The organism is Methylobacterium sp. TK31, assembly GCF_055361545.1.
Genome location: NZ_CM143964.1, coordinates 3560656 through 3583102 on the forward strand (window position 1 = coordinate 3560656; position 22447 = coordinate 3583102).

The following is a 22447-nucleotide window of genomic DNA, read 5'->3' on the forward strand; positions in this document are numbered from 1 at the left end:
CCGGGGGCCCCACGCCCCAGATGTGATCCAGTCCGGTTCCGAAACGACAGAGAGGGCAGACCCGATGCGCGACCTCATGGGCATCATGAAGCAGGCCCAGGCCATGCAGGAGAAGATGGCCTCCCTGCAGGACGAACTCGACACCGTCGAGGTGTCCGGCGCCTCCGGCGGCGGCGCCGTTCGGGTGACGATGACGGCCAAGGGCCTGGTGAAGGGTGTTCAGCTCGACCCGGCCATGCTCGTGCCCGACGAGCGCGAGATCCTCGAGGATCTCATCGTGGCGGCCGTGAACGATGCCCGCGGCAAGGCCGAGCAGGTTGCAGCCGAACGGATGGCGGAGCTCACCAAAGGTCTGCCGATCCCGCCGGGCATGAAGCTCTTCTAGGCGCGTCAACCCGGCAATTCGGCAACATCGATCACAATTTGGTCGGTCAAGCGTTGCCATGGGGCCGCCAGAGTGGAACGTTGCGTATCCGACGTCCTCCCTGCGGCCGGATCATGACATTTGATTCGCATTCTCCTCGGGCGATACAGGCACAGCCCCAGGTTGTTTATGGACGTCTCGGGGACATCGCTCCCCTCGTCATCGGATTTCTTCTCCTGATCGCAACGGTTGCTGCGACGGCCGGCCTCGTGGCGCAGCAGGACGCGAACCGAGCGGAGTTGCGCCGGAGCGTCCGCATCCGCGACGCGATCTTCACCCTGTATTCCGGCATCCAGGATGCGGAGGCCGGGCAGCGTGGCTACCTCCTCTCAAGCGACGAGACCTACCTCAAGCTCTCCGAGGCGGCGATCGCGAACACGCCCGGCCGGCTGGCGACCATCGCCGAGGCGGTGGCCCGCAACCCCGGCATGGCGGCGATCATCGCCCGTCTCAGCCGCGTCGCGGAGGCCAAGCTCGGCGAATTGCGGGAGACCATCGCCCTGCGCCGCGCCGGCCAGACCGAGGCGGCCCTGGCCCGGATGCGCACCGGCGAGGGCAAGCATCTCATGGACGAGGTCCGCTCCCTGTTCGAGGAGGCGCAGGCCGACAACTACAGCCGCCTGATCAGCCGCCAGGAACAGGCGGGCGAGGAGGCGCGCCAGGTTCAGGTCGCGGTGGCGGCGGCCGTCGTCCTGGTGGTCGTGCTGGGCGGCTACGTGGTGATCGACGCCGGCCGGCGCCACCAGCGCACCCTTCGCGCCCATGCCGCGCTACAGGCGGCGAACGCCTCCCTGATCGAGGCGGCCGCCACCCGCGACATGCTAGAGGACCGCCTGCGTCAATCCCAGAAGATGGAGGCCCTCGGCCAGCTCACCGGCGGCCTCGCGCACGACTTCAACAACATGCTGGCGATCATCATCGGCAATCTCAGCCTGCTCAAGCGGCGGCTGGAGCGAGGCGACCGCGCGGTGGAGCGCTATGCCGAGCAGGCGCTCAAGGGGGCCGACCGGGCCGCGACGCTGACGCATCGGCTCCTGGCCTTCGCCCGCAAGCAGCCCCTGGCCCCGGAGGCCATCGCCTGCAACCGCCTCATCGCCGCCATGTCCGACCTGCTGCGCCGCAGCCTCGGCGAGGCGATCCGGATCGAGACCGTCACGGCGCCCGACCTCTGGACCACGAAGGCGGACGCGAACCAGCTCGAGAACGCCATCCTCAACCTCGCGGTGAATGCCCGCGACGCGATGCCGAAGGGCGGACGGCTAATCATCGAGACCGACAACGTCCATCTCGATGCGGCCTATGCCGCGCAGAATCCGGGTGTTCCGGCCGGGCAGTACGTCCTCGTGGCCCTGACCGACAGCGGCAGCGGCATGCCGCCGGACGTCGCCGCCAAGGCCTTCGACCCCTTCTTCACCACCAAGCCGGTGGGCCAGGGCACCGGCCTCGGCCTCAGCCAGGTCTACGGCTTCGTCCGCCAGTCCGGGGGCCACGTGGCGATCTATTCCGAGCCCGACCGGGGGACGACGGTGCGCCTCTACCTGCCGCGTCATTTCGGCGACGCCGCGGAGTTGGAGCCCGTCACGCCGACCATGCTCCCCGAGGGCTCGCCGCGCGAGGTGATCCTGGTGGTCGAGGACGAGGACGGCGTGCGCCACCTCGCCGTCGAGGCCCTGCGCGACCTGCGCTACACCGTCATCCATGCGGACGGGGCCAGGGACGCCCTGGAGATGCTCGACGCGCATCCCGAGATCGCGCTGCTGTTCACCGACGTGGTCATGCCCGAGGTGAACGGGCGTGAACTGGCCGATGCCGTGCATGCGCGCCGGCCGGACCTACCGGTGCTGTTCACCACCGGCTACACGCGCAACGCCATCGTGCATAACGGCCTCGTCGACGCCGATGTACAGTTGCTGGCCAAGCCCTATACCCTGGAGCAGCTCGCCCTGAAGGTGCGTCAGGTCATGGTGCGGGAAGCCGCCTGAGTTCGGGGCGGCAGGAAGCCGCCGCGCGACCCGATGCCGTGAGGATGGATCGGTTTTCCGACGATCGGCGTGTCGGTATCTTAACGGATATCGGCGTCTCTCGAAGACATGAATGAGCATCGCAAGGCCGTTCGCGCCCTGACACATCTTGCCGGTCGTGTTGCCCTCGACGGGACATCACCGGAAACATTGCCTTGTCTGGTCCGGAACTTGTCTCCGATCGGAGCCCGTGTGGTCTTCTGCGCGGAGGTCGAGATTCCGGACAGCTTCGACCTGTTCCTCGGACCGGGCAAGACTGCCTACCGGGTGCGCCGGATCTGGTCTGCACAGAACGAGGTCGGCGTTCTCTTCAGCGAAGCCCGCAGGAACGCGCCGGATGTCTTGTGCGATGCGGCCCCGTGCGACGAAGATCCGGAATGCGACGGTTCCGGGGACGACGATCCAGATGCCGGGGCCGCGCCGAAATTCTAGCGGCGCGGCCCCGGGATTCGGCCCGGGACGCGGAGACCACGCTCCGCGGCCCGGATCGCGCGGCCCTCAGGCGGCCGCGGAGAGCACCGGCTCGGCAGCGCGGACATCCGCGTCGACGTGGGCGGCGAAGCGCTTGAAGTTCTCCTGGAACATCGTGACGAGGCGCGTCGCGGTCTCTTGGAAGGCCGCCTTGTTGGTCCAGGTGTCGATCGGGGACAGGACCTCGGTCTCGACGCCCGGCACCGCGACCGGCACCTGGAAGCCGAAATAGGGGTCGCGGCGGAACTCGACATGCGCGAGCGAGCCGTCGAGGGCGGCACTGAGCAGGCGGCGGGTGACCCGGATCGGCATGCGGCGACCGGTGCCGACGCCGCCGCCGGTCCAGCCGGTGTTTACGAGCCAGCAATCCACCGCGTGATGGGCGATCAGGTCCCGCAGCAGGTTGCCGTAGACGCTCGGGTGGCGCGGCATGAACGGCGCGCCGAAGCAGGTCGAGAACGTCGCCTCGGGTGCCGTGAGCCCGCGCTCCGTGCCGGCGACCTTGGCGGTGTAGCCGGAGAGGAAGTGGTACATCGCCTCGGCGCCGGTCAGCTTGGCGATCGGCGGCATCACGCCGAAGGCATCGCAGGTCAGCATGACGATGTTCTTCGGATGCGCGGCCCGGCCCGTGGCGCTGGCATTGGCGATGAAGTCGAGGGGATAGGCGCAGCGGGTGTTCTCGGTGAGCGAGGCGTCGTCGAAATCCGGAATCCGGGTCTCGGGATCGATCACCACGTTCTCCATCACCGTGCCGAAGCGCTCGGTGGTGGCGTAGATCTCCGGCTCGGCGTTGCGCGAGAGCCGGATGGTCTTGGCGTAGCAGCCGCCCTCGAAATTGAAGATGCCGTCCCGGCTCCAGCCATGCTCGTCGTCGCCGAGAAGCTGGCGCGAGGAATCGTTCGAGAGGGTGGTTTTGCCGGTGCCGGACAGGCCGAAGAACAGGGCCGAGTCACCGGCCTCGTCGAGGGCCGCGTTGGCCGAGCAGTGCATCGGCATCACGCCGGACTTCGGCAGGATGTAGTTGAGGTAGGTGAAGACCGACTTCTTCATCTCGCCGGCATAGGCCGAGCCCCCGATGAGGACGAGCTTGCGCACGAAGTCGATGGCAATCACGGTCTTCGAGCGGCAGCCGTGCCGGTGCGGCTCGGCCTGGAAGCTCGGCAGGTCGATGATCGTGAGTTCGGGCACGTAGTGCGCGAGGGTGGCGCGGTCCGGCCGGATCAGCAGGTTGCGGATGAACAGCGAGTGCCAGGCGAACTCGGTGAACACCCGGGCATTGACGCCGTGGGACGGATCGGCGCCGCCGCGCAGGTCCTGGGCGAAGAGCTCGCGGCCCTCGGCATGGGCCAGGAAGTCGGCATACAGGGTCTCGAACTGCTCGGGCGTGATCGCACCGTTGTTGTCCCACCAGATCTCGTTCTCGGTGGCGGCGTCGCGCACCACGAACTTGTCCTTGGGCGAGCGGCCGGTATGGGAGCCGGTGGTCGCCACGAAGGCGCCGCCGCGGGCCAGCTGCCCCTCGCCGCGGGCCAGGGCCTCCTCGTAGAGGCGGGGAACGTCGAGGTTCCAGTGAACCGCCTTCAGGTTGCGCAGGCCGATGGCCTCGGACCCGTGCGCTGCGTTGAACTCGCCGATATTGGTCACGCTCATCTCTCCTCCGGCCCCTGATCGCGTCGCCGCCCCATAGACAGGGAGCCGTACCGGCTCTCCATATCCGCCGGTTTTCGGAGTGTCCGCGCGGTTGGTCAGGGCCACCGCGCGCAGGTTCACCGCTCCGAAACCGCGCTTCTCCTGCATAGACACGGATCATTTGCCGTCAATCCGCCTGTTGGCCGACAAAAAAACTGACATGATCAGGATTACCATCGAAGATTCCTTCGCGGGTGGCCGAACCGGGCCGCTTTCTGGTGTGATTCGGTGTCGACGGGGGCGAAAGATCGGCCTGGAGACCCTATTTATGGGATCGTGAAACGGGCCGGGCGCGATCGGACGCGCCGGGCCCAGGCCGCCGCTGCGCTTCACCCGCCCGCTTCTTAAGCAGTGCGCCGTGTGGGTGCCTCAACCGTCACGAGTATTTTCGTCCATGGCACAAGCCGTCGCCGGTCCCGAGATCGAGCGCCTCATCCAGCTCCTGGCCCGCATGCCGGGCCTGGGGCCCCGCTCCGCCCGCCGCGCCGCCCTGCAGCTGATCAAGAAGCGGGAGACGCTGCTGGCACCGCTGGCGGAGGCGATGCGAGTGGCCTCCGAGCGGATCGTCGTCTGCCAGACCTGCGGCAACGTCGATACGCGCGACCCCTGCACGATCTGCTGCGACGAGAGCCGCGACCCGGCGACCCTGGTGGTGGTGGAGGACGTCTCGGACCTCTGGGCCCTGGAGCGCTCGGGCGCGGTGACGGCCCGCTACCATGTGCTCGGCGGCGTCCTCTCGGCCCTCGACGGCGTACGCCCGGAGCATCTCAACCTCGACAGCCTCGTGGCCCGGGCGGCCGATCCGGCGATGCGCGAGATCATCCTGGCGCTGAACGCCACCGTCGACGGACAGACCACGGCCCATTACGTCACCGAATCCCTGAAGGCGCACGGCCTGAAGGTCACCCGCCTCGCCCACGGCGTCCCGGTCGGCGGCGAACTCGACTATCTCGACGAGGGCACGCTGACCGCGGCGATCCGGAGCCGGACGCCGTTCTGAGACCGGAGCCCAAGGACCCTGTATCCGGACCCGGTTCATGGACCCGGTTTTTGGGCCCGGTATTTGACCGGCCTCCGGCACATCCGTATCTGCGGGGGATTCCCGGCGCCGCCCGCCCCGCCCCCGTTTCAAGTCCGATCGCCCCATGACCATCCGCCCCCTCGTGATCCTGCCCGATGCGCGCCTGCGCCTTGCCTCAGAGCCGGTCGGCCCCGTGACCGACGAGATCCGGACGCTCGCCGCCGACATGCTGGAGACGATGTACGACGCCCCCGGCGTCGGGCTCGCCGCGATCCAGATCGGCGTGCCGAAGCGCGTCGTCACCATCGACACCTCGAAGGACGAGAACGACCGCCACCCGCAGGTCTTCCTCAATCCCGAGATCGTCTGGGCCTCGGAGGAGAAGCGGATCTACGACGAGGGCTGCCTGTCGATCCCGGAATTCTACGGCGAGGTCGAGCGGCCCGACCGCGTCCGGGTTCGCTTCCGCGACCTCGACGGGACGGAGCAGGAGATCGAGGCGGACGGCCTCCTCGCCACCTGCATCCAGCACGAGATCGACCACCTCGACGGCGTGCTGTTCATCGACCACCTGTCGAAGCTGAAGCGCGACCGGGTGGTGAAGAAATTCGCCAAGGCGGCCAAGCGCGGCGACGTCTGAGGCCGGCTTCAAGGGTTCAAGAGCCATGCGCGTCGTCTTCATGGGTACGCCGGATTTCGCCGTGCCGACCCTGGCGCGCCTCGCCGCCGACGGCCATGCGATCGCCGCCGTCTACACCCGTGCGCCGGCCAAGGCCGGGCGCGGCATGGCCCTCAAGCCCTCCCCCGTGCAGGCGATGGCCGAGAGCCTCGGCGCGCCCGTGCTGACGCCCGCCAGCCTCAAAGGGCTCGAGGCCGCCGCGACCTTCGCCGGCCACGGAGCCGATGTCGCCGTGGTGGTGGCCTATGGCCTGCTCCTGCCGCGGGCGATCCTCGACCTGCCGCGCCACGGCTGCCTCAACCTGCACGGCTCGCTGCTGCCCCGCTGGCGCGGCGCCGCGCCGATCCAGCGCGCCGTGATGGCCGGGGATGCGGAGAGCGGCGTCGGCATCATGCGGATGGAGGCCGGCCTCGATACCGGGCCCGTGGCGCTGGAGGCCCGGCTTCCGATCACCCCCGGCATGACGGCGGGTCAACTCCACGACGCGCTGATGCCGCTCGGGGCCGACCTGATGGCGCAGGCGCTGCACGCGCTGGAGCGGGGCGACCTGACCTTCCGGCCCCAGGCCGAGGAGGGCGTCGTCTACGCCCACAAGATCACCAACGACGAGGCCCGCATCGACTGGAGCCGCCCGGCCCGCGAGGTCGCCGACCACATCAACGGCCTGTCGCCCTTCCCAGGCGCCTTCTTCGAGGCGGATTTCGGCAAGGGACCGGAGCGCGTGAAGGTCCTCGCGGCCGACGCCGTTCCCGGTACCGGCGCTCCCGGCATGCTCCTCGAGACGGACGGTACCGTCGCGTGCGGCGAGGGGGCGGTTCGGCTCCGCGCCCTGCGCCGCGCCGGCAAGGGTGGCACCAGCACGGGGGCCGAATTCATGCGTGGCACCCATCGCTCGCCCGGGACGCGGCTGGCATGACCGAACCGGGCCGAACCTGATGCCGCGCTACAAGCTCGTCATCGAGTACGACGGCAGCCCGTTCTGCGGCTGGCAGCGCCAGACCTCGCAGCCCTCCGTCCAGGGGGCGATCGAATCGGCGGTCAAGCGCTTCTCCGGCGAGATCGCCGGCCTGACCTGCGCCGGCCGCACGGATACGGGCGTCCACGCCACGCATCAGGTGGCGCATCTCGACCTCGAACGGGATTGGCGCACCGACGTGGTGCGCGACGCGCTCAACGCGCATCTGCGCCCGAATCCGGTGGCGATCCTCAGCGCGGAGATCGTCGGCGCCGCGTTCAACGCCCGCCACTCCGCCACCCGCCGGCATTACCGCTACCGCATCCTCAACCGACGCAGCCCGCCGGTACTCAACCGCGCCCATGTCTGGCAGGTGCCCTGGCCCCTCGACGTCGCGCGGATGCGGGAGGCTGCCACCCGCCTCCTCGGCCTGCACGACTTCACGGCCTTCCGCGCCGCCGAGTGCCAGGCCAGGAGCCCTCTTCGAACCCTCGACCAACTCGACGTGGCGGCGATGCCGATGGGCCTGCACGACGAGATCGTGGTGGCGACCTCGGCCCGCGCCTTCCTGCACCACCAGGTCCGCTCGATGGTCGGCACCCTGATGCTGGCCGGCAGCGGCCGTATCACCGCCGACGACGTCGCCGACATCCTGGCGAGCCGGGACCGCAGCCGCTGCGGTCCCCTGGCGCCCGCCTGCGGGCTGACGCTGGTGGGTGTGGATTACACCGTCGATCCAACTGGGTTCGAGGCCCCGAAATACGACGCCAGCACCCGGGTGTAGATCGCCGTCAGGCGGTTGAGGTCGGCCACCGGCACGCATTCGTCGGTCTGGTGCATGGTCTGGCCGACGAGGCCGAACTCGATGACCGGGCAGGCATCCTTGATGAAGCGCGCATCCGAGGTGCCGCCCGTGGTCGAGAGCACCGGGCGGCGGCCGGTCTCGGTGGCGATGGCGCCGGCCACGAGCTCGGTGAAGGCGTCGGGCTCGGTGAGGAAGGCCGGCGAGTTCGAGGGCAGGAGGTCGAGGGTGTAGCGCACGCTGCGCCCGGCGGCGGCCGCGAGGCGAGCCCGGATCTCGGCGCCGAGAGTCTCGGCGGTCCAGCGGTCGTTGAAGCGGATATTGAAGGTGCCGTGCGCCTCGGCCGGAATGACGTTGGTGGCCTTGTTGCCGACGTCGAGGGTGGTGAATTCGAGGTTCGAGGCGCCAAAATGCTGGGTCCCGGCATCGAGGGGCGCGGCGAGAAGCGCCGAGGCGAGGCGCAGCAGGCCGGGAATCGGGTTCTCGGCGAGGTCCGGATAGGCGACGTGGCCCTGGCGGCCATGCACGGTCAGCCGTCCGGTGAGGGAGCCGCGCCGGCCGATCTTGATCATGTCGCCGAGGGAATCCGGGTTGGTCGGCTCGCCGAGGAGGCAATGGTCGAAGCGCTCGCCCCGGGCCCTGGCCCAGTCGAGGAGCTTCACCGTGCCGTTGATCGCCGGCCCTTCCTCGTCGCCGGTGATGAGGAAACCGATCGAGCCGGGGAAGTCCGGACCCGCCACGTCGAGATAGTCGAGGGTGGCGGCGAGCATGCAGGCGATGCCGCCCTTCATGTCGACGGCCCCGCGCCCGTACAGCACCCCGTTCTCCACGGTCCCGGCGAAGGGGCCGTGGCGCCAGCGGGCGAGGTCGCCGGGGGGCACCACGTCGGTATGGCCGGCGAACAGCAGGTAGGGCGCCCGCGTGCCGATGCGGGCGTAGAGATTATCGATGTCGGGGGTACCCGGTTCCGAGAAGCGCGGCCGCTCGACGGTGAACCCGGCTCCCTCGAGGATGCCGGCGAGCCAAGCGAGCGCGCCCCCCTCCTCCGGGGTCACCGACGGGCAGCGGATCAGGCTTTGGGCGAGGGCGACGGGGGAGCGGTCGAGGGGCGCGTTCGGCACGGGCGGGACTCTCGGGTGATGTCCTTGTGCGCACGGCCATAAGCGCCGCCGCGCGGGGGTGCAATTCGCGGCCGGGCTTTCACCGCGCGCCGGCGGAGCTTATCTGCGGGGCATGGCCTTCTCCCCCGACGAAGTCGAACGCTACGCCCGCCACCTCGTGCTGCCGGAGGTCGGTGGCCCGGGCCAGGCCCGCCTGAAGGCCGCCCGAGTCCTCGTCATCGGCGCGGGCGGGCTCGGCGCCCCCCTGATCCAGTACCTCGCCGCCGCCGGGATCGGGACGATCGGCATCGTCGACGACGACACCGTCTCCCTGTCGAACCTGCAGCGCCAGGTGATCCACGCAACCCCGGATATCGGTCGCCTCAAGGTGGAGAGCGCGGCCGAATCCGTCGCGCGCCTCAACCCGCACGTCGCGGTGGAGGCGCACCCGTCGCGACTGACGCCGGAGAACGCGCAGGCGCTCATCGGCGCCTACGACGTGGTCGCGGACGGGTCCGACAATTTCGCGACGCGCTATGCGGTCTCGGATGCCTGCTTCCACGCCCGACGCCCCCTGGTGACGGCGGCGCTGGGGCGCTTCGACGGCTCGCTCACGACGCTGCGGCCCTACGAGACCGACGCCCGCGGGCGCCCGAACCCGACCTATCGCTGCCTGTTCCCGAATCCGCCGCCGCCCGGCAGCGTCGCGCCCTGCGCCGAGGCCGGCGTGCTCGGGGCACTCGCGGGCATCATGGGCTCGCTGATGGCCCTGGAGGTGATCCGCACGGTGACGGAATTCGGGGAGCCCCTCGTCGGCCGCCTGCTCATGGTGGACACCCGCGCGATGCGCTTCGAGACCCTCGGCTACGGCTGGGACGAGGCCAACCCCCTGAACGGGACCGGCGCGGAGGCCTGACCCCTGTTCCGGACCGGCTCCACCCCGGGCCGCCCTACTCGGCCGGCAGGGCGTCGAGCAGCGGACGCGGCTCGCGGAAGCGCATCCCGTCGTCGTGGGCGTCGGTGAACTGCAGTGCGGCCAGCTGGGCGTAGAGCGCGCCCTGCGCCAGAAGGCTCTCGTGGGTGCCGCTCTCGACGATGCGGCCACCGTCGAGGACGAGGATGCGGTCGGCCTTGCGGATCGTGGCGAGCCGGTGCGCGATGACCAGGGTGGTGCGCCCGCGCATCAGGGTGTCCAGCGCCGTCTGCACCGCGCGCTCGCTCTCGGCGTCGAGGGCCGAGGTCGCCTCGTCGAGGAGCAGGATCGGCGCATCCTTGAGGATGGCGCGGGCGATCGCCACCCGCTGGCGCTGGCCGCCGGACAGGGTGACGCCGCGCTCGCCCACGGTGGTGGCGTAGCCTTGCGGCAGGGCCCGGATGAAGCCGTCGGCATGGGCGAGCTCGGCGGCGCGCTGGACTTGCGCCTCGGTCGCCTCGGGCCGGCCGTAGCGGATGTTCTCGAGCACGGAGCCGGAGAACACCGTCGGGTCCTGCGGCACCAGGGCGAGGCGCTCGCGCAAGGAGTCCGGATCGACCCGGGCGATGTCGACGCCGTCGACCCGGACGAAGCCGGATTGCGGGTCGTAGAAACGCAGCAGCAGCTGCAGCACCGTGGTCTTGCCGGCGCCGGAGGGTCCCACCAGGGCGACGCGCTCACCCGGCGCGATCGTGAAGCTGATGCCGTCGAGGGAGGGGTGGTCCGGCCGCGTGGGGTATTGGAAGCGCACGGCCTCGAAGGCGACGGCGCCCCTGGCCGGAACCGGCAGGGCGAGCGGCTCGGACGGAACCCGGATGGTCGATTCGGCGGCCAGGATCTCGCCGAGGCGCTCGGCGGCGCCGGCGGCCTGGGCGAGTTCGCCGTAGACCTCCGAGAGCTGGCCAAGGGCGCTGGCCCCGAACACCGCGTAGAGCACGAACTGCGAGAGCTGCCCGGCCGTCATGGTGCCGGCCAGGACGCCTTGCGCGCCGTACCACATCACCCCGACGACGCTCGCCGAGATGAGGAAGATGGCGACGCCGGTGAGGAGCGCCCGCGCCTGGATCGAATCGCGCGCCGCGCCGTAGGCGTTCTCGGCGGCGCCGGCGAAGCGGGCGGCCGTGGTCCGGCCCATGCCGAAGGCCTGCATCGTGCGGATCGCGTTCACCGCCTCGGCGGCGTAGGCCGAAGCGTCGGCGAGGCGGTCCTGTGCCGCGCGGGAGCGGCGCCGCACGCCGCGCCCGGAGAGGATCAGCGGGAACACGATGAGGGGGATCGCCGCGAGCACGAGGACGGAGAGCTTCGGGCTGGTGATGACCATCATCACCACGGCACCGGTGAACAGGAAGGCGTTGCGCAGGAGGATCGAGATCGAGACGCCGAACACCGCCTTGACCTGGGTCGCGTCCGCCGTGAGGCGCGAGATGATCTCGCCCGACAGCGAGCGGTCGAAGAAGGCGGGGTCGAGCTGGGTCAGGCGCCGGAACACGGCGGTGCGCAGATCCGCCACCACGCGCTCGCCGAGGGTCGCGACGGTGTAGTAGCGCGCGCCGCTCGACAGGGCGAGGACCGCCACGACCACGATCAGCGCGGCGAAATAGGTGTCGATGAAGCCGTGGCCCTCGGGCGAGAAGCCGTGATCGATGACCCGGCGCAGGGCGATCGGAACCACCAGGGTCGCGCCCGAGGCGGCCAGGAGCGCCAGGAAGGCCGCGAGCATCCGGCCCCGATAGACCATCGCGAAGGGGATCAGCGGGCGCAGCGAGCCGAGCGGTGCCTTCGGCCGGGCCTCTCCGGGGATTTTCTTGTCACGGCCGCGCGCCATGGTGCCTCGTCATCATTGGTCTTGCAGGAAGAGCGACTTGCAGAAAAAGCGACCGGCGATCGGCCTCTTCGATCGGCGCACGCTTGTCGGGCGAAGGTGCGTGAGGTATAGGCGCGCCTTCATCCGATTGCGCGTGATCTATGGCCGCGGGCCGCCAGACGGGCCGGTCGGCTTGGCTATTCAAGGATTTCGTCATGGCAAAGAGCGCGGCCGACAAGGCCAAGGGTACCGAGCATCCCGACTACCACTTCATCAAGGTCGTGATGACCGACGGGTCCGAGTACATGACCCGGTCGACCTACGGCAAGGAGGGCGACACCCTCAACCTCGACATCGACCCGAACACGCACCCGGCCTGGACCGGCGGCGAGCAGAAGATGCTCGATCGCGGTGGCCGCGTGTCGCGCTTCAACACCCGCTTCGGCGCTCTCTCCTTCGGCAAGAAGTAAGAACACTTCGGTCCGCCGCCGCGACGACGTGCCGGCGCCCTCGGGACAACGCAGAACGGGCGGCACCCACGGTGCCGCCCGTTCTGCGTTCAGGGTCCCCTCGCCCGGCGCAGGGCCGGGCGCGCGTCTCGTGCGTCAGGCGGAGGCTGCGCCGAAGGCGGAGCGCAGCAGGCTGAGCTGCGCGACCACCGGGCTCTCCTGGGGCTGCGGGGTCGGGCGCTCGTCCGCGATCAGACCGTCGAGGTGCAGGATCCGGCTATGGAGCCGGCGCGAGCGCACGATCAGGTCCTGCAGGGTCGGGGGCAGAACGCCGAACACGTCGCTGCGGAAGGTCTCGGGCGTGGTGAGCCGCACCCGGGTCTTCTCCTGCATCGCCTCGGCGGGCGTCAGCTCGCCCTCGGAGACCGCGCGCTGCACGAGGAGCCAGGAGGCGATCTGCATCAGCCGCGTGGTGAGGCGCATGCTCTCGCTGGCATAGCTCAGCGTGCCGTCGCGGGACATCAGCCGGGATTCCTCGCGCCCCGTGCCGTCGAGGTAGGCCGCGGCCTCCTCGACGAGGTTCATACCCTCGCGAAAGAGCACCTTGAAGGATTCCGAGGTGACGTAGGTATCACCGAAATTCACCCAGTCGCGCTCGTCCCGGAACATGACGTCGAACCCTCTCATGGTGCCTCCTGTGCCGCTACCGGACCGATTGCGTCCCGCGATGGGACGAAGGCGGTGCGTTTGCACCTGTCTGCGCAACTCTAGCGCCGAATGCCCCGGTCCGCGGCCTTTACTGATCGTTAACGTTACCGGGACCGATCAGTGCCGTGGCTTCTGATCCAGCCGGCGGGCCGCGGAGCGCCGGAGACGAAAAAAGGCCGCCCGTTGCGGGGCGGCCTGGGAGGTGAGTTTCGGGAGCAGTCCAAGCGAGCGACCCGGAGGTCCGCGCGCTGTTCGGGAGGACCGAACAGGATCACAGGATCGCGTGGATTGGTTAACGAAGGGTTTGCGGCGTCGGTGTCGCCGTAAGGGATACGGGAGGGCGAACCATGCCGTTTCGGCACGCTCCGGAATTGACTCGCGCGGGACCTTGCCCCATAAGCCGCGCCATCGCGACGCGGCGCCCTTGAGGGGCGCTGTTCGCGCTTGCAGACACATTTCAGGGCGAGTGAATATCCGGCGCGGCCTTCGGTGCGGCCCGGATCGATCCTCGGCCATTCGGAGATCGCGCCATGAAGAGAACCTACCAGCCCAGCAAGCTCGTGCGTAAGCGTCGTCACGGCTTCCGCGCCCGCATGGCCACTGCCGGCGGCCGCAAGGTCATCGCGGCCCGCCGCGCCCACGGCCGCAAGAAGCTCTCGGCCTGAGATCGGCGGCGCCGTCACGGGCGGCGCGCCACATCATGAGTTCGGCCTCGGGCCAAGAGACCGGCTGCGAGATCGGATCGGCCATGTCGACGATCGGACGGCTCACGCGACGCTCCGAGTTTCTGGCCGCGGCCGGGGGGCGCCGCTTCCACAACGAACGCCTTTCGGCACAGGGCCTCGTCCGTGCCGTCGAGGCGCCCGCCGACGGTGCCTCGGACGATCCGGCCGGCGACGGCCTGCGCATCGGCTTCACCATCACCAAGCGGGTCGGCCACGCCACGGAGCGCAATCGCATCCGGCGCCGGCTGCGTGCCGCGGTGGCGCAGGCCGCCGGCGACCTGCCGGTGCGCCGGGCCGACGTGGTGCTGGTGGCACGACGTCCGGCCCTGCACGCGCCCTTCGAGACCCTCATCGACGACCTGCGCCGTGCCGTCGCCGTGGTGACGAAGCCGCAAGGCCCGAAATCCGACTCGTCCGCCGTGCGGCCGACCCGCCGCGGACGCGGCAAAGGAGCGCCCGCGTCTGGCGCATCGGCGGCGGCTCCGGTATTGGCCTCGGGCGCGACGGCCTCCGCTGCGGCGTCCGGTCCGGGACCGGCCCGCGCGAACGCGCCCTCCCCTCTTTCCAACGCATGCGACGGACCGACCGATGGGTAATGACAAGACGAACATGATCGTCGCGATCGCCTTGTCGCTGGCGGTCCTGCTCGGCTGGAACTACTTCGTCGCCGCCCCGCGCGTGGAGCAGCAGCGCCAGGCCGCCCTGCAGAACAAGGCGGCGACCCAGGCCGCCGGCCCGGATGGCGTGCCGAGCGCGGCTCCCAAGGAAGGCGGCCCGGCCAATCCCGTCCCCGGAACCCTGCCGGGCGCCTCGGGCGCCGGCGGCGGCGTCGTGCCCCGCGAGGCGGCGATCTCGCGCTCGCCGCGCGTGACCATCGACACCCCGGCGCTCGCCGGCTCGATCGCCCTCAAGGGCGGCCGCATCGACGACGTCTCGCTGAAGAACTACCACGAGACCGTCGACGACAAGAGCCCGCGCATCGTGCTGCTCTCGCCCACCGGCACCGAGAACCCGTACTACGCCGAGTTCGGCTGGGTCGGCCAGAATGCCGGCCCGCTGCCCACCGGCGAGACCCTGTGGACGGCCGACGCCACCACCCTGGCGCCGGGCAAGCCCGTGACACTCAGCTACGACAACGGCGCCGGCCTGCTGTTCAAGCGGGTCATCGCCGTCGACGACAAGTTCCTGTTCACCGTTCGCGACGAGGTCGAGAACAAGGGCGGCAACGCGGTCTCCCTCTATCCCTACAGCCTCGTCTCGCGCTGGGGTAAGCCGCACACCCAGGGCTATTACGTGCTGCACGAGGGCCTGATCGGCGTCCTCGGCGCCGACGGCCTGCAGGAATACACCTACGACCACCTCGCCAAGGAGCCGGCGCTCGGCAATGCCAGCACCAAGGGCAAGACCTGGGCGGGCGTGACCGGCGGTTTCGTCGGCATCACCGACAAGTACTGGGCCGCCGCCGCGATTCCCGACCAGTCCGCGCCCTATACCGGCAGCTTCACGGAGCGGACCGACGGCGCCACCAAGGTCTACCAGGCCAACGTCCTCGGCAACGTGCAGGTGGTGCAGCCCGGCGCCTCGGCAGCCGCGACCCAGCAGCTCTTCGCCGGAGCCAAGGAAGTGAACACGGTCAACGCCTATCAGGCGAACCAGAACATCAAGCAGTTCGACCTGCTGATCGACTGGGGCTGGTTCCACTTCATCACCAAGCCGATGTTCCGGGCCCTGGACTTCTTCTTCCACCTGTTCGGCAATTTCGGCGTGTCGATCCTGGTGGTGACCTTCTGCCTGAAGCTGCTGTTCCTGCCGATCGCCAACAAGTCCTACCAGTCCATGGCCAAGATGAAGGCCGTGCAGCCTGAGATGGCGTCGATCCGCGAGCGCTATGCTGACGACAAGATGAAGCAGCAGCAGGCGATGATGGAGCTTTACAAGAAGGAGAAGATCAATCCGGTCGCCGGCTGCTGGCCGGTGCTGATCCAGATCCCGGTCTTCTTCGCGCTGTACAAGGTCCTGTTCATCACCATCGAGATGCGGCACGCGCCGTTCTTCGGCTGGATTCAGGACCTGGCGGCGCCCGATCCGACGAGCTTCCTGAACCTGTTCGGCCTGCTCCCCTACGCGGCTCCGGACCTCGTCCACCTCGGCATCTGGCCCATCATCATGGGCATCACGATGTTCATCCAGATGAAGATGAACCCCGCGCCGCCGGACCCGGTCCAGGCGCAGATCTTCACCTTCATGCCGATCGTGTTCACCTTCATGCTCGGCTCGTTCCCGGCCGGACTGGTGATCTACTGGGCCTGGAACAACACCCTGTCGGTGATCCAGCAATACGTCATCATGCGCCGCAACGGCGTGAAGGTGGAGTTGTGGGACAACCTGAGCGGGATGTTCAAGCGCAAGAACGCCGTCGCCAAGAGCTGAGCCCTTCTCCGGCCTCGCGGCCGGATGGGGTCCGACCGATCCAGTCCTCCCCGTCCGGCGACGGGGAGGACTTCCTGTTTCCGGCGTGTCGGCTCGCGAGGGCGGCGGATGCGCCTCATCCGTCCGGAGCCGCCCGATGTCCCAAGCCGAAGACGATGCCGCCCTCCTGGAGGCGGGACGCCTGCTGTTCGCGGGGGCGGCAGACTTCATCGCCTCGGCGCCGAACGTGCCTGCCCTTCCGCCGATGAAAGGCGTCGAGATCGCCTTCGCGGGCCGCTCCAACGTGGGCAAGTCGAGCCTCGTCAACGCGCTGACCGGACGCAACACCCTGGCGCGGACCTCGCACACGCCCGGGCGGACCCAGCAGCTCAACTTCTTCGACATCGGCGGGCGCCTGACCCTGGTCGACATGCCGGGCTACGGCTACGCGGCGGTGGAGAAGACCAAGGTGGAGGCCTGGACCGACCTGATCCACGACTACCTCAAGGGCCGCTCGAACCTCGCCCGGGTGTTCATGCTGATCGATTCGCGCCACGGCCTGAAGAGCATCGACACCGACGTCCTCGACGGCCTCGACAAGGCCGCCGTCAGCTACCAAATCGTGCTGACCAAGGGCGACGCGCTGAAGAAATCCGAGATGGATGCGCGCATCGCCGGCGTGCAGGCCGCCATCGCCCGGCGCCCGGCGGCGTATCCGGAGATCCTGCTCACCTCCAGCCGCGACGACCGGGGCGTGCCCGAATTGCGGGCGAGCGTCGCCAGGCTGCTCCGGGAGCGCGGCGCGTGAGCGGCATCGATCGCGTTCTCCTGGCGCTCGGGGCACTGGCAGGCCTTCTCGGCGTGGCGGCGAGTGCGGCGGCGGCCCATGTCAGCGGTGCCGACAGCCTGAAGACCGCCGCGCAATTCCTGCTGTTCCACGCCCCCGCGATCCTGGCGCTCGTGGCCCTGGCCGCCACCGGCACGACGCACCGGCTCCTCACGCGCCTCGCCACGGCCGGCCTCGTCCTCGGCCTCGCGCTGTTCTCCGGCGACTTGGCCCTGCGCGCGCTCCACGGCTCCCCGCTCTTCCCTATGGCGGCGCCGATCGGCGGCACGGTGCTGATGGCCGGCTGGCTGCTCGCCGCGCTGTCGGCCGTCGTGCCCGGCCGTCGCCCCTGAAGACAGCCGTCGCCCGAGTTGCGGGCCGGCCGTCGCGGGGCCTCCTCCGGAAACTCCTTCCCGATATTTCACTTTATCAGTCGAACCAGAGCTAAACTGCGGAAGTCGAACACATTATCAACGATTGATCTGATAAAAGATCCCGACGACGTCGAATTCTAGTTCTCGACGTCTGAGGTGAGCAATGTCCATCAAATCAAGATTGTTCGCGCTCATTTCCATCCTGAGCCTGTTCGCGTTCTACGAGACCGGCACGGACCTGTACGGGTCCTACGGGCGATGGACACGGTCTAATCTCGTCTCTCGACTGTCCGAGGGCGAACTCATGTTGTCCCGAGGCCTCTCGGAACTTCGGTTCGAACGCGGCTCCATGGTCTCGGCCTTGGCGCTCCAGATCGACAAGCTCGGACCGAACCTCAGTGACATCGCGGCCCGCCGCAAAGTCAGCGATGAGGCGTTCCCCGTCGCCCTTGAGCGCCTGTCGGCGCAGGAAGGCCTCGACACGCACCTGTTCGCCGAGCGGTACCGGGCGCTGCAACAGGTTCGCCAGGAGGTCGATGCCGGCCTGACCCAGGTGGTGCCCGCGCGCGATCCGAGCCTGACCAAGCGGGTCAACGACGCGACCGGCAGCCTGATCGCCGCGATCGAAGGCCTCCTGGCCGCGACCGACACCCAGATCCGCCGGCTGGATCCGGGCTTCTCCAACCTGCTGCGGGTACGGGAGCTCGGCTGGTCGGCCCGGACGCTGGCCGGAAACACCAACCTCGTCATCAACGATGTCCTGGCCCAGAATCGCGCGATCACGCCCCGGGAAGTCCTCGACTACACCCTCCTGAGCCGCCAGACCGAGTTCGCGTTCGGCATCGTGGAGTCCATCGTCGACGGCATGCCGGCTTCGGACGCGATGAAGGGCGCCGTCCGACAGGCCCGCGCCGACTACTTCAAGGGTGCTTTCTCGGCGCGCAACCAAGCCCTCCTGACCACGCTGACGGACATGGCGCTGCCGCGCCCGACCCTCGCGGAATCCCGCGCCCAATCGACACCCGCGCTCAACCTGCTCATGGCCATTCCGCTCGCGGCGGTCGCCCAGCTCGACGCCATGGCGACCGAGGCGGCCCGAAAGGCCAGGACGGGCGCGATGACGCAGTTCGTGGTTCTGATCTGTGCCGTCCTCATGGGCATCGGCAGCATAGTCTGGATCGTGGGCGGCGTGACCCGCCCGATCGAGCGCATGACCGGCGCGATGCGCCGTCTCGCCGGCGGAGATGCAGCCTTCGAGGTTCCCTATGGCGGCCGTCGGGACGAACTCGGCGCGATGGCGGGCGCAGTGCAGGTCTTCCGTGAGAACCTGCTGCGGACCCGGCAGCTCGAGGACGAGACGGCCCTGGCGCGAGCCTCTGCGGAGGCGCAGCGTCGGGCCGGCATGCAGCAGATGGTGGACGGCTTCGAGGCGACGGTCGGGGGCATCGTCGGTACCGTGTCCTCGGCGGCCGGTGCCCTGCATGGGACCGCCCGCGGCATGAGCGAGGCCGCCGGCCAGACCGCCGCGCAGTCCACCGACGCCTCCGCCGCGGCCGTCCAGGCAGCCAACAACGTCACCACGGTGGCGGCGGCGGCCGAGGAACTCGGCTCGTCGGTCCAGGAGATCGGACGCCGGGTCTCGGAATCGGCCGCCCTGGCACAGGCGGCGGTGACCGAGGCGGCTGCGACCGCCGATCTGGTGAGGGACCTCGCGGAGGCCGCTGGCCGCATCGGCGACGTCGTGGCGATGATCTCAACCATCGCGGGCCAGACCAACCTGCTGGCGCTGAACGCCACCATCGAGGCCGCCCGCGCGGGCGAAGCCGGCCGCGGCTTCGCCGTGGTCGCCGCCGAGGTCAAGGAACTCGCCAACCAGACCGCCCGGGCCACCGACGAGATCGGCGCGCAAATCGGGCGGATCCAGGCCTCCACCGGTCAGGCGGTCGGCGCCATCGGAGGGATCGGGACGCGTATCCAGGAAATTTCCGGGGTCGCGACATCCATCGCGGCGGCGGTGGAGGAGCAGGGGGCGGCCACGCAGGAGATCGTGCGCAACGTGGCCCAGGCCGCCACCGGCACGGATGCGGTGACGATGAACGTGGCGGACGTGGCGCGCACGGCGCAGGAGACCGGGCTGGCAGCGACACAGGTGCTGACGTCGGCCTCCGACCTCACGCGCCAGGCCGAGCATCTGAACGCCGAAGTGCAGCGCTTCCTGGCCAGCGTGCGCGCCGCCTGACGCGTGACGGCCGGGAAGCCTTCCGCCGCTACCCGCGCAGGCCGCGGCGACGGCTCAGCGCACGAGGGGCGGCAACGGCGGCACGGTGCCGTCCGGCAGGGCCGTGCGCGCCATGTTCATGCTCATGGCGAGCAGTGTGTAATAGCCGTTGATGCCCGCCATCTCGACGGCGCCCTGCTCGCCGAAGGTCTGAGCCGCACGCGCGTAGGTCGTGTCGCTCACCGCCTTGTTGTGGTGGAGCTCTGTCGAGAACGCATAGACCAGCGTTTCCTCGGCCCCCATCGCGTCCGGCCGCCGGCCCTCCTGGATCGCCGCGACGATGGCGGGATCGAGGCCGGCCTTCAGGGCGATCGGCGCGTGGATGTGCCATTCCAGCTGCTGGGTCCATTCCCGCGCGGTGATGAGGATGATGAACTCGCTCAGCCGCAGGGGCAGCACGCTGCGGTAGCGCAGGTGCAGCCCCATAGTGCTGGCGTTGGTCATCAATTCAGGGCTGCGCAGGAGTGGCACGAACGGCCCGAAGACCGGCGTTCCACGCGCGGCGAGGAAGTCCGCCGACGCCTTCATCTGGGCATCGGTCAGGGCATCGGCCGGAATTTCCGGCAGACGATCTTCCGGCAGACGATCTTGGGCCACGGCGGACAGGCTCCCGAGCAGCAGGGTCGACAGGATCGTCAGGATGGCGAGACGCATGCAGATCCTCCCCTGCGCCAAGCTTGCGCGGACGGCTATGGCATCACGGGCGGGTGATAGGTCAGCGTGAAGGCGAGTGCCCAGAGCAGGAACAGCACCACCGGCAGGTGGATGAGGAGTTGCAGGAAGCTGAATCCGACGATGTCGCGCGCCTTCAGGCCGAGGATGCCGAGGAGCGGCAGCATCCAGAACGGGTTGATCAGGTTCGGCAGGGCTTCGGCCGCGTTGTAGACCATCACGGCCCAGCCGAGATGGACCTGCAGCTCGTTGGCGGCCTGCATCACGTAGGGCGCCTCGAGCAGCCACTTGCCGCCGCCCGACGGCACGAAGAAGCCGAGCACTGCCGAGTAGACGCCCATCGAGATCGGGAAGCTGCCGGTGGTGTTCAGGCTGACGAAAGCGTGGGTGATCACCTCGGAGACCGAGATGCCGGCGGCGTTCTTCGGCCCGGTCAGCATCGCGCTGATGGCGGCGTAGAGCGGAAACTGGATCAGGATGCCGGCAGTGGCCGGCACCGCCTTGGCCACGGCCACGAGGAAGCGCTTCGGGCGCCAGTGCAGCAGCAGGCCGAGGGTGATGAACAGCAGGTTGTAGGTGTTGAGGTTCGAGATCGCGGTAATCCAGGATTGGCGCGCGAACTCCTGGTAGATCCAGGCGCCGGCAATCACCACGAGCAGGATCGTCAGGATCGGCGAGTGCTCCAGCCATTCGCCCGGCTGCTCGGGACGACCGAGGTCGGTCTTCTCGCGGGCGACACTCACGCCGAGGTCCTCCGCCGTCACCGCCGTGTTCGGGCGCGGCGCCGAGGCGTAGGCGATGATCACCGACATCACGAAGAGGATCAGGGCGATCAGCATCGACTGCCAGAGAAAGATGGTCTCGCTGAACGGGATCACGCCGGTGATCGGCAGGAGTGCCTTCGGCAGGCTCGCCGGGTTCGCCTGAAGCTGGGCCGCCGAGGAGCTGAGGCCCATGGCCCAGGTCGCTCCGAGGCCGAGATAGGCGGCCGCCCCCGCGGCGCGGTAATCCATGCGCAGCTCCGTGCGCCGGGCGAGCGCCCGCGCCAGGAGGCCGCCGAAGATCAGGCTGAGGCCCCAGCTCAGGAAGGACGACAGCATGGTGGCGGCGGCGACGAAGCCGACGGCGCCGCGCCCGGTCTTCGGGATGCCCGCCAGACGGTCGATCAGCGCCTGGACCGGGGGTGCCGTGGCCACGACATAGCCGCCGATGGTCACGAAGGCCATCTGCATGGTGAAGGGGATCAGGCTCCAGAACCCGTCGCCGAAGCTCTTGGCGATGGCCGGAGCCGGGGCGCCGTTGGCGAGCGCGCCGAGGGCGACGATGACCACCGCGATGGCCACGAAGATGAAGGCGTCGGGAAACCACTTCTCGGCCCAGGCGGTGAAGCGGATACCCGCTCGCGACAGGGCACTGTCCGTCGCGGCCGGGTCGGCGCGACGCTCCGGCGTAGGGATCGACATCGGGAGGTCCTGGGAACGAGAAACGTGGCCTTGGCGCCGGCATTCTCCGCAAATGCCGATTCGGCTCAAGACGTATTCACGCCGGTGCACAGCCTTGGTGCGGACGGTTCCGCGTGAATGTCAGTGCCGGAGCTTCAGAGTTCCTTGAGGGCTCCTCCGTAGGCTCCATCCAGACCTCGCCTGGGAGACCGCGTCCGTGGCCGAAATCTCGAAGTTCCGGGACCTCGATACGCGGATGGCCGAGCGGCGCCGCGCAACCGGGTCCGTCCGCGACCTGACCCGCCCGGACCGGGGCCGGACGGACTTCGAGAAGCCGTTCCTCTCGCCTCTCGGCTGGCTCATCGCGGTAATCCTCAACATCGCGCTCGTGCTGGCCATCGGCCTCGGCGCCGTCCTGGTACCGCCGCTGATGAGCTGCCGCGAGCAGAGTGCCCGCGGCTTCTTTGCCGGCGACAGCTTCCAGGGCTGCGTCGGGCGCGGCATCTCGGTCCGATTCCAGGACCTCGACGGCCGCCTCCGGCGCATGATCCTGCATTCCGGGCAGTGATGGGCTCACACGACGAGGCCCGCGACGGCGTCAGCCGTCGCGGGCCCGATCGTTTCC

General features: G+C 69.3%; 22 protein-coding genes. 16 read left to right on the forward strand and 6 right to left on the reverse strand.

Annotated features, from left to right (window positions below; translation table 11 throughout):
• Positions 1–64: 64 nt before the first annotated feature.
• The 3 genes from ACXJY8_RS16500 to ACXJY8_RS16510 all read left to right on the forward strand — a co-directional run bounded on the left by ACXJY8_RS16500 (position 65) and on the right by ACXJY8_RS16510 (position 2877).
• The gene (locus ACXJY8_RS16500; protein ID WP_463770759.1) at positions 65–385 is read left to right on the forward strand and encodes a YbaB/EbfC family nucleoid-associated protein; all 321 of its coding nucleotides are present in this window, start codon (positions 65–67) and stop codon (positions 383–385) included.
• A 278-nt stretch (positions 386–663) separates the two neighbouring features.
• Positions 664–2406, forward strand: coding sequence for a CHASE3 domain-containing protein (locus ACXJY8_RS16505; RefSeq protein ID WP_463770762.1), 1743 nt, complete (start codon positions 664–666; stop codon positions 2404–2406).
• Positions 2407–2514: 108 nt separating this feature from the next.
• A complete protein-coding gene (locus ACXJY8_RS16510; RefSeq protein WP_463770765.1) occupies positions 2515–2877 on the forward strand; it encodes a hypothetical protein in 363 nt (120 codons plus the stop codon).
• 66 nt (positions 2878–2943) lie between these two features.
• On the opposite strand, the gene ACXJY8_RS16515 is transcribed toward ACXJY8_RS16510, so the two are convergent.
• Positions 2944–4560 (reverse strand): phosphoenolpyruvate carboxykinase, encoded by a 1617-nt coding sequence (locus tag ACXJY8_RS16515; protein WP_463780709.1) that lies wholly within the window; start codon positions 4558–4560, stop codon positions 2944–2946.
• 439 nt (positions 4561–4999) lie between these two features.
• Between ACXJY8_RS16515 and recR the strand changes: the two genes are divergently transcribed.
• From recR to truA, 4 genes are all read left to right on the forward strand, one after another.
• The gene (gene recR, locus ACXJY8_RS16520; RefSeq protein ID WP_463770769.1) at positions 5000–5605 is read left to right on the forward strand and encodes a recombination mediator RecR; all 606 of its coding nucleotides are present in this window, start codon (positions 5000–5002) and stop codon (positions 5603–5605) included.
• A gap of 145 nt (positions 5606–5750) precedes the next feature.
• Positions 5751–6266 carry a peptide deformylase gene (locus tag ACXJY8_RS16525; RefSeq protein WP_463770772.1) on the forward strand — a complete coding sequence of 172 codons (516 nt, stop codon included), beginning with the start codon at positions 5751–5753 and terminating at the stop codon, positions 6264–6266.
• A 25-nt stretch (positions 6267–6291) separates the two neighbouring features.
• Positions 6292–7221, forward strand: a complete 930-nt coding sequence (gene fmt, locus ACXJY8_RS16530; RefSeq protein WP_463770774.1) for a methionyl-tRNA formyltransferase — start codon at positions 6292–6294, stop codon at positions 7219–7221.
• A gap of 19 nt (positions 7222–7240) precedes the next feature.
• Complete coding sequence (truA, locus tag ACXJY8_RS16535; protein WP_463770778.1) at positions 7241–8044, forward strand: tRNA pseudouridine(38-40) synthase TruA; 804 nt, start codon at positions 7241–7243, stop codon at positions 8042–8044.
• On the opposite strand, the gene dapE is transcribed toward truA, so the two are convergent.
• Positions 7984–9183 (reverse strand): succinyl-diaminopimelate desuccinylase, encoded by a 1200-nt coding sequence (gene dapE / locus ACXJY8_RS16540; protein ID WP_463770782.1) that lies wholly within the window; start codon positions 9181–9183, stop codon positions 7984–7986. The genes truA and dapE overlap by 61 nt on opposite strands.
• A gap of 112 nt (positions 9184–9295) precedes the next feature.
• Between dapE and ACXJY8_RS16545 the strand changes: the two genes are divergently transcribed.
• Entirely contained in the window at positions 9296–10078 is a 783-nt protein-coding gene (locus ACXJY8_RS16545) for a HesA/MoeB/ThiF family protein (protein ID WP_463770786.1), read from the forward strand.
• A 34-nt stretch (positions 10079–10112) separates the two neighbouring features.
• Here ACXJY8_RS16545 and ACXJY8_RS16550 read toward each other — a convergent pair whose 3' ends face one another.
• A complete protein-coding gene (locus tag ACXJY8_RS16550) occupies positions 10113–11960 on the reverse strand; it encodes an ABC transporter transmembrane domain-containing protein (RefSeq protein ID WP_463770788.1) in 1848 nt (615 codons plus the stop codon).
• A gap of 194 nt (positions 11961–12154) precedes the next feature.
• On the opposite strand from ACXJY8_RS16550, the gene rpmE reads away from it, so the two are divergent.
• Positions 12155–12409: a 50S ribosomal protein L31 gene (gene rpmE / locus ACXJY8_RS16555; protein ID WP_463770790.1), complete on the forward strand. Its 255-nt coding sequence runs from the start codon at positions 12155–12157 to the stop codon at positions 12407–12409.
• A 135-nt stretch (positions 12410–12544) separates the two neighbouring features.
• On the opposite strand, the gene rcdA is transcribed toward rpmE, so the two are convergent.
• Positions 12545–13075 (reverse strand): protease adaptor protein RcdA, encoded by a 531-nt coding sequence (gene rcdA / locus ACXJY8_RS16560; protein ID WP_463770792.1) that lies wholly within the window; start codon positions 13073–13075, stop codon positions 12545–12547.
• A gap of 551 nt (positions 13076–13626) precedes the next feature.
• On the opposite strand from rcdA, the gene rpmH reads away from it, so the two are divergent.
• The 6 genes from rpmH to ACXJY8_RS16590 all read left to right on the forward strand — a co-directional run bounded on the left by rpmH (position 13627) and on the right by ACXJY8_RS16590 (position 19669).
• Positions 13627–13761 (forward strand): 50S ribosomal protein L34, encoded by a 135-nt coding sequence (gene rpmH / locus ACXJY8_RS16565; RefSeq protein WP_055947927.1) that lies wholly within the window; start codon positions 13627–13629, stop codon positions 13759–13761.
• Positions 13762–13844: 83 nt separating this feature from the next.
• Positions 13845–14417 carry a ribonuclease P protein component gene (gene rnpA, locus ACXJY8_RS16570; protein WP_463770795.1) on the forward strand — a complete coding sequence of 191 codons (573 nt, stop codon included), beginning with the start codon at positions 13845–13847 and terminating at the stop codon, positions 14415–14417.
• On the forward strand, positions 14410–16251 hold the full coding sequence (gene yidC / locus ACXJY8_RS16575) for a membrane protein insertase YidC (protein WP_463770798.1): 1842 nt from the start codon (positions 14410–14412) through the stop codon (positions 16249–16251). Before rnpA ends, yidC begins: the two co-directional genes overlap by 8 nt.
• A gap of 136 nt (positions 16252–16387) precedes the next feature.
• Positions 16388–17038: a ribosome biogenesis GTP-binding protein YihA/YsxC gene (gene yihA / locus ACXJY8_RS16580; protein WP_108038500.1), complete on the forward strand. Its 651-nt coding sequence runs from the start codon at positions 16388–16390 to the stop codon at positions 17036–17038.
• Complete coding sequence (locus ACXJY8_RS16585) at positions 17035–17409, forward strand: DUF423 domain-containing protein (RefSeq protein ID WP_463770801.1); 375 nt, start codon at positions 17035–17037, stop codon at positions 17407–17409. The genes yihA and ACXJY8_RS16585 overlap by 4 nt, the downstream gene beginning before the upstream one ends.
• Positions 17410–17593: 184 nt before the next feature.
• On the forward strand, positions 17594–19669 hold the full coding sequence (locus ACXJY8_RS16590; protein WP_463770804.1) for a methyl-accepting chemotaxis protein: 2076 nt from the start codon (positions 17594–17596) through the stop codon (positions 19667–19669).
• Positions 19670–19723: 54 nt separating this feature from the next.
• Here the strand turns inward: ACXJY8_RS16590 and ACXJY8_RS16595 are convergent, their stop codons facing one another.
• Positions 19724–20362 carry a carboxymuconolactone decarboxylase family protein gene (locus ACXJY8_RS16595; RefSeq protein ID WP_463770806.1) on the reverse strand — a complete coding sequence of 213 codons (639 nt, stop codon included), beginning with the start codon at positions 20360–20362 and terminating at the stop codon, positions 19724–19726.
• Positions 20363–20397: 35 nt separating this feature from the next.
• A complete protein-coding gene (locus ACXJY8_RS16600; protein WP_463770809.1) occupies positions 20398–21843 on the reverse strand; it encodes a short-chain fatty acid transporter in 1446 nt (481 codons plus the stop codon).
• A gap of 196 nt (positions 21844–22039) precedes the next feature.
• Between ACXJY8_RS16600 and ACXJY8_RS16605 the strand changes: the two genes are divergently transcribed.
• Positions 22040–22390: a hypothetical protein gene (locus tag ACXJY8_RS16605; protein ID WP_463770811.1), complete on the forward strand. Its 351-nt coding sequence runs from the start codon at positions 22040–22042 to the stop codon at positions 22388–22390.
• The last annotated feature ends 57 nt before the right edge of the window (positions 22391–22447 follow it).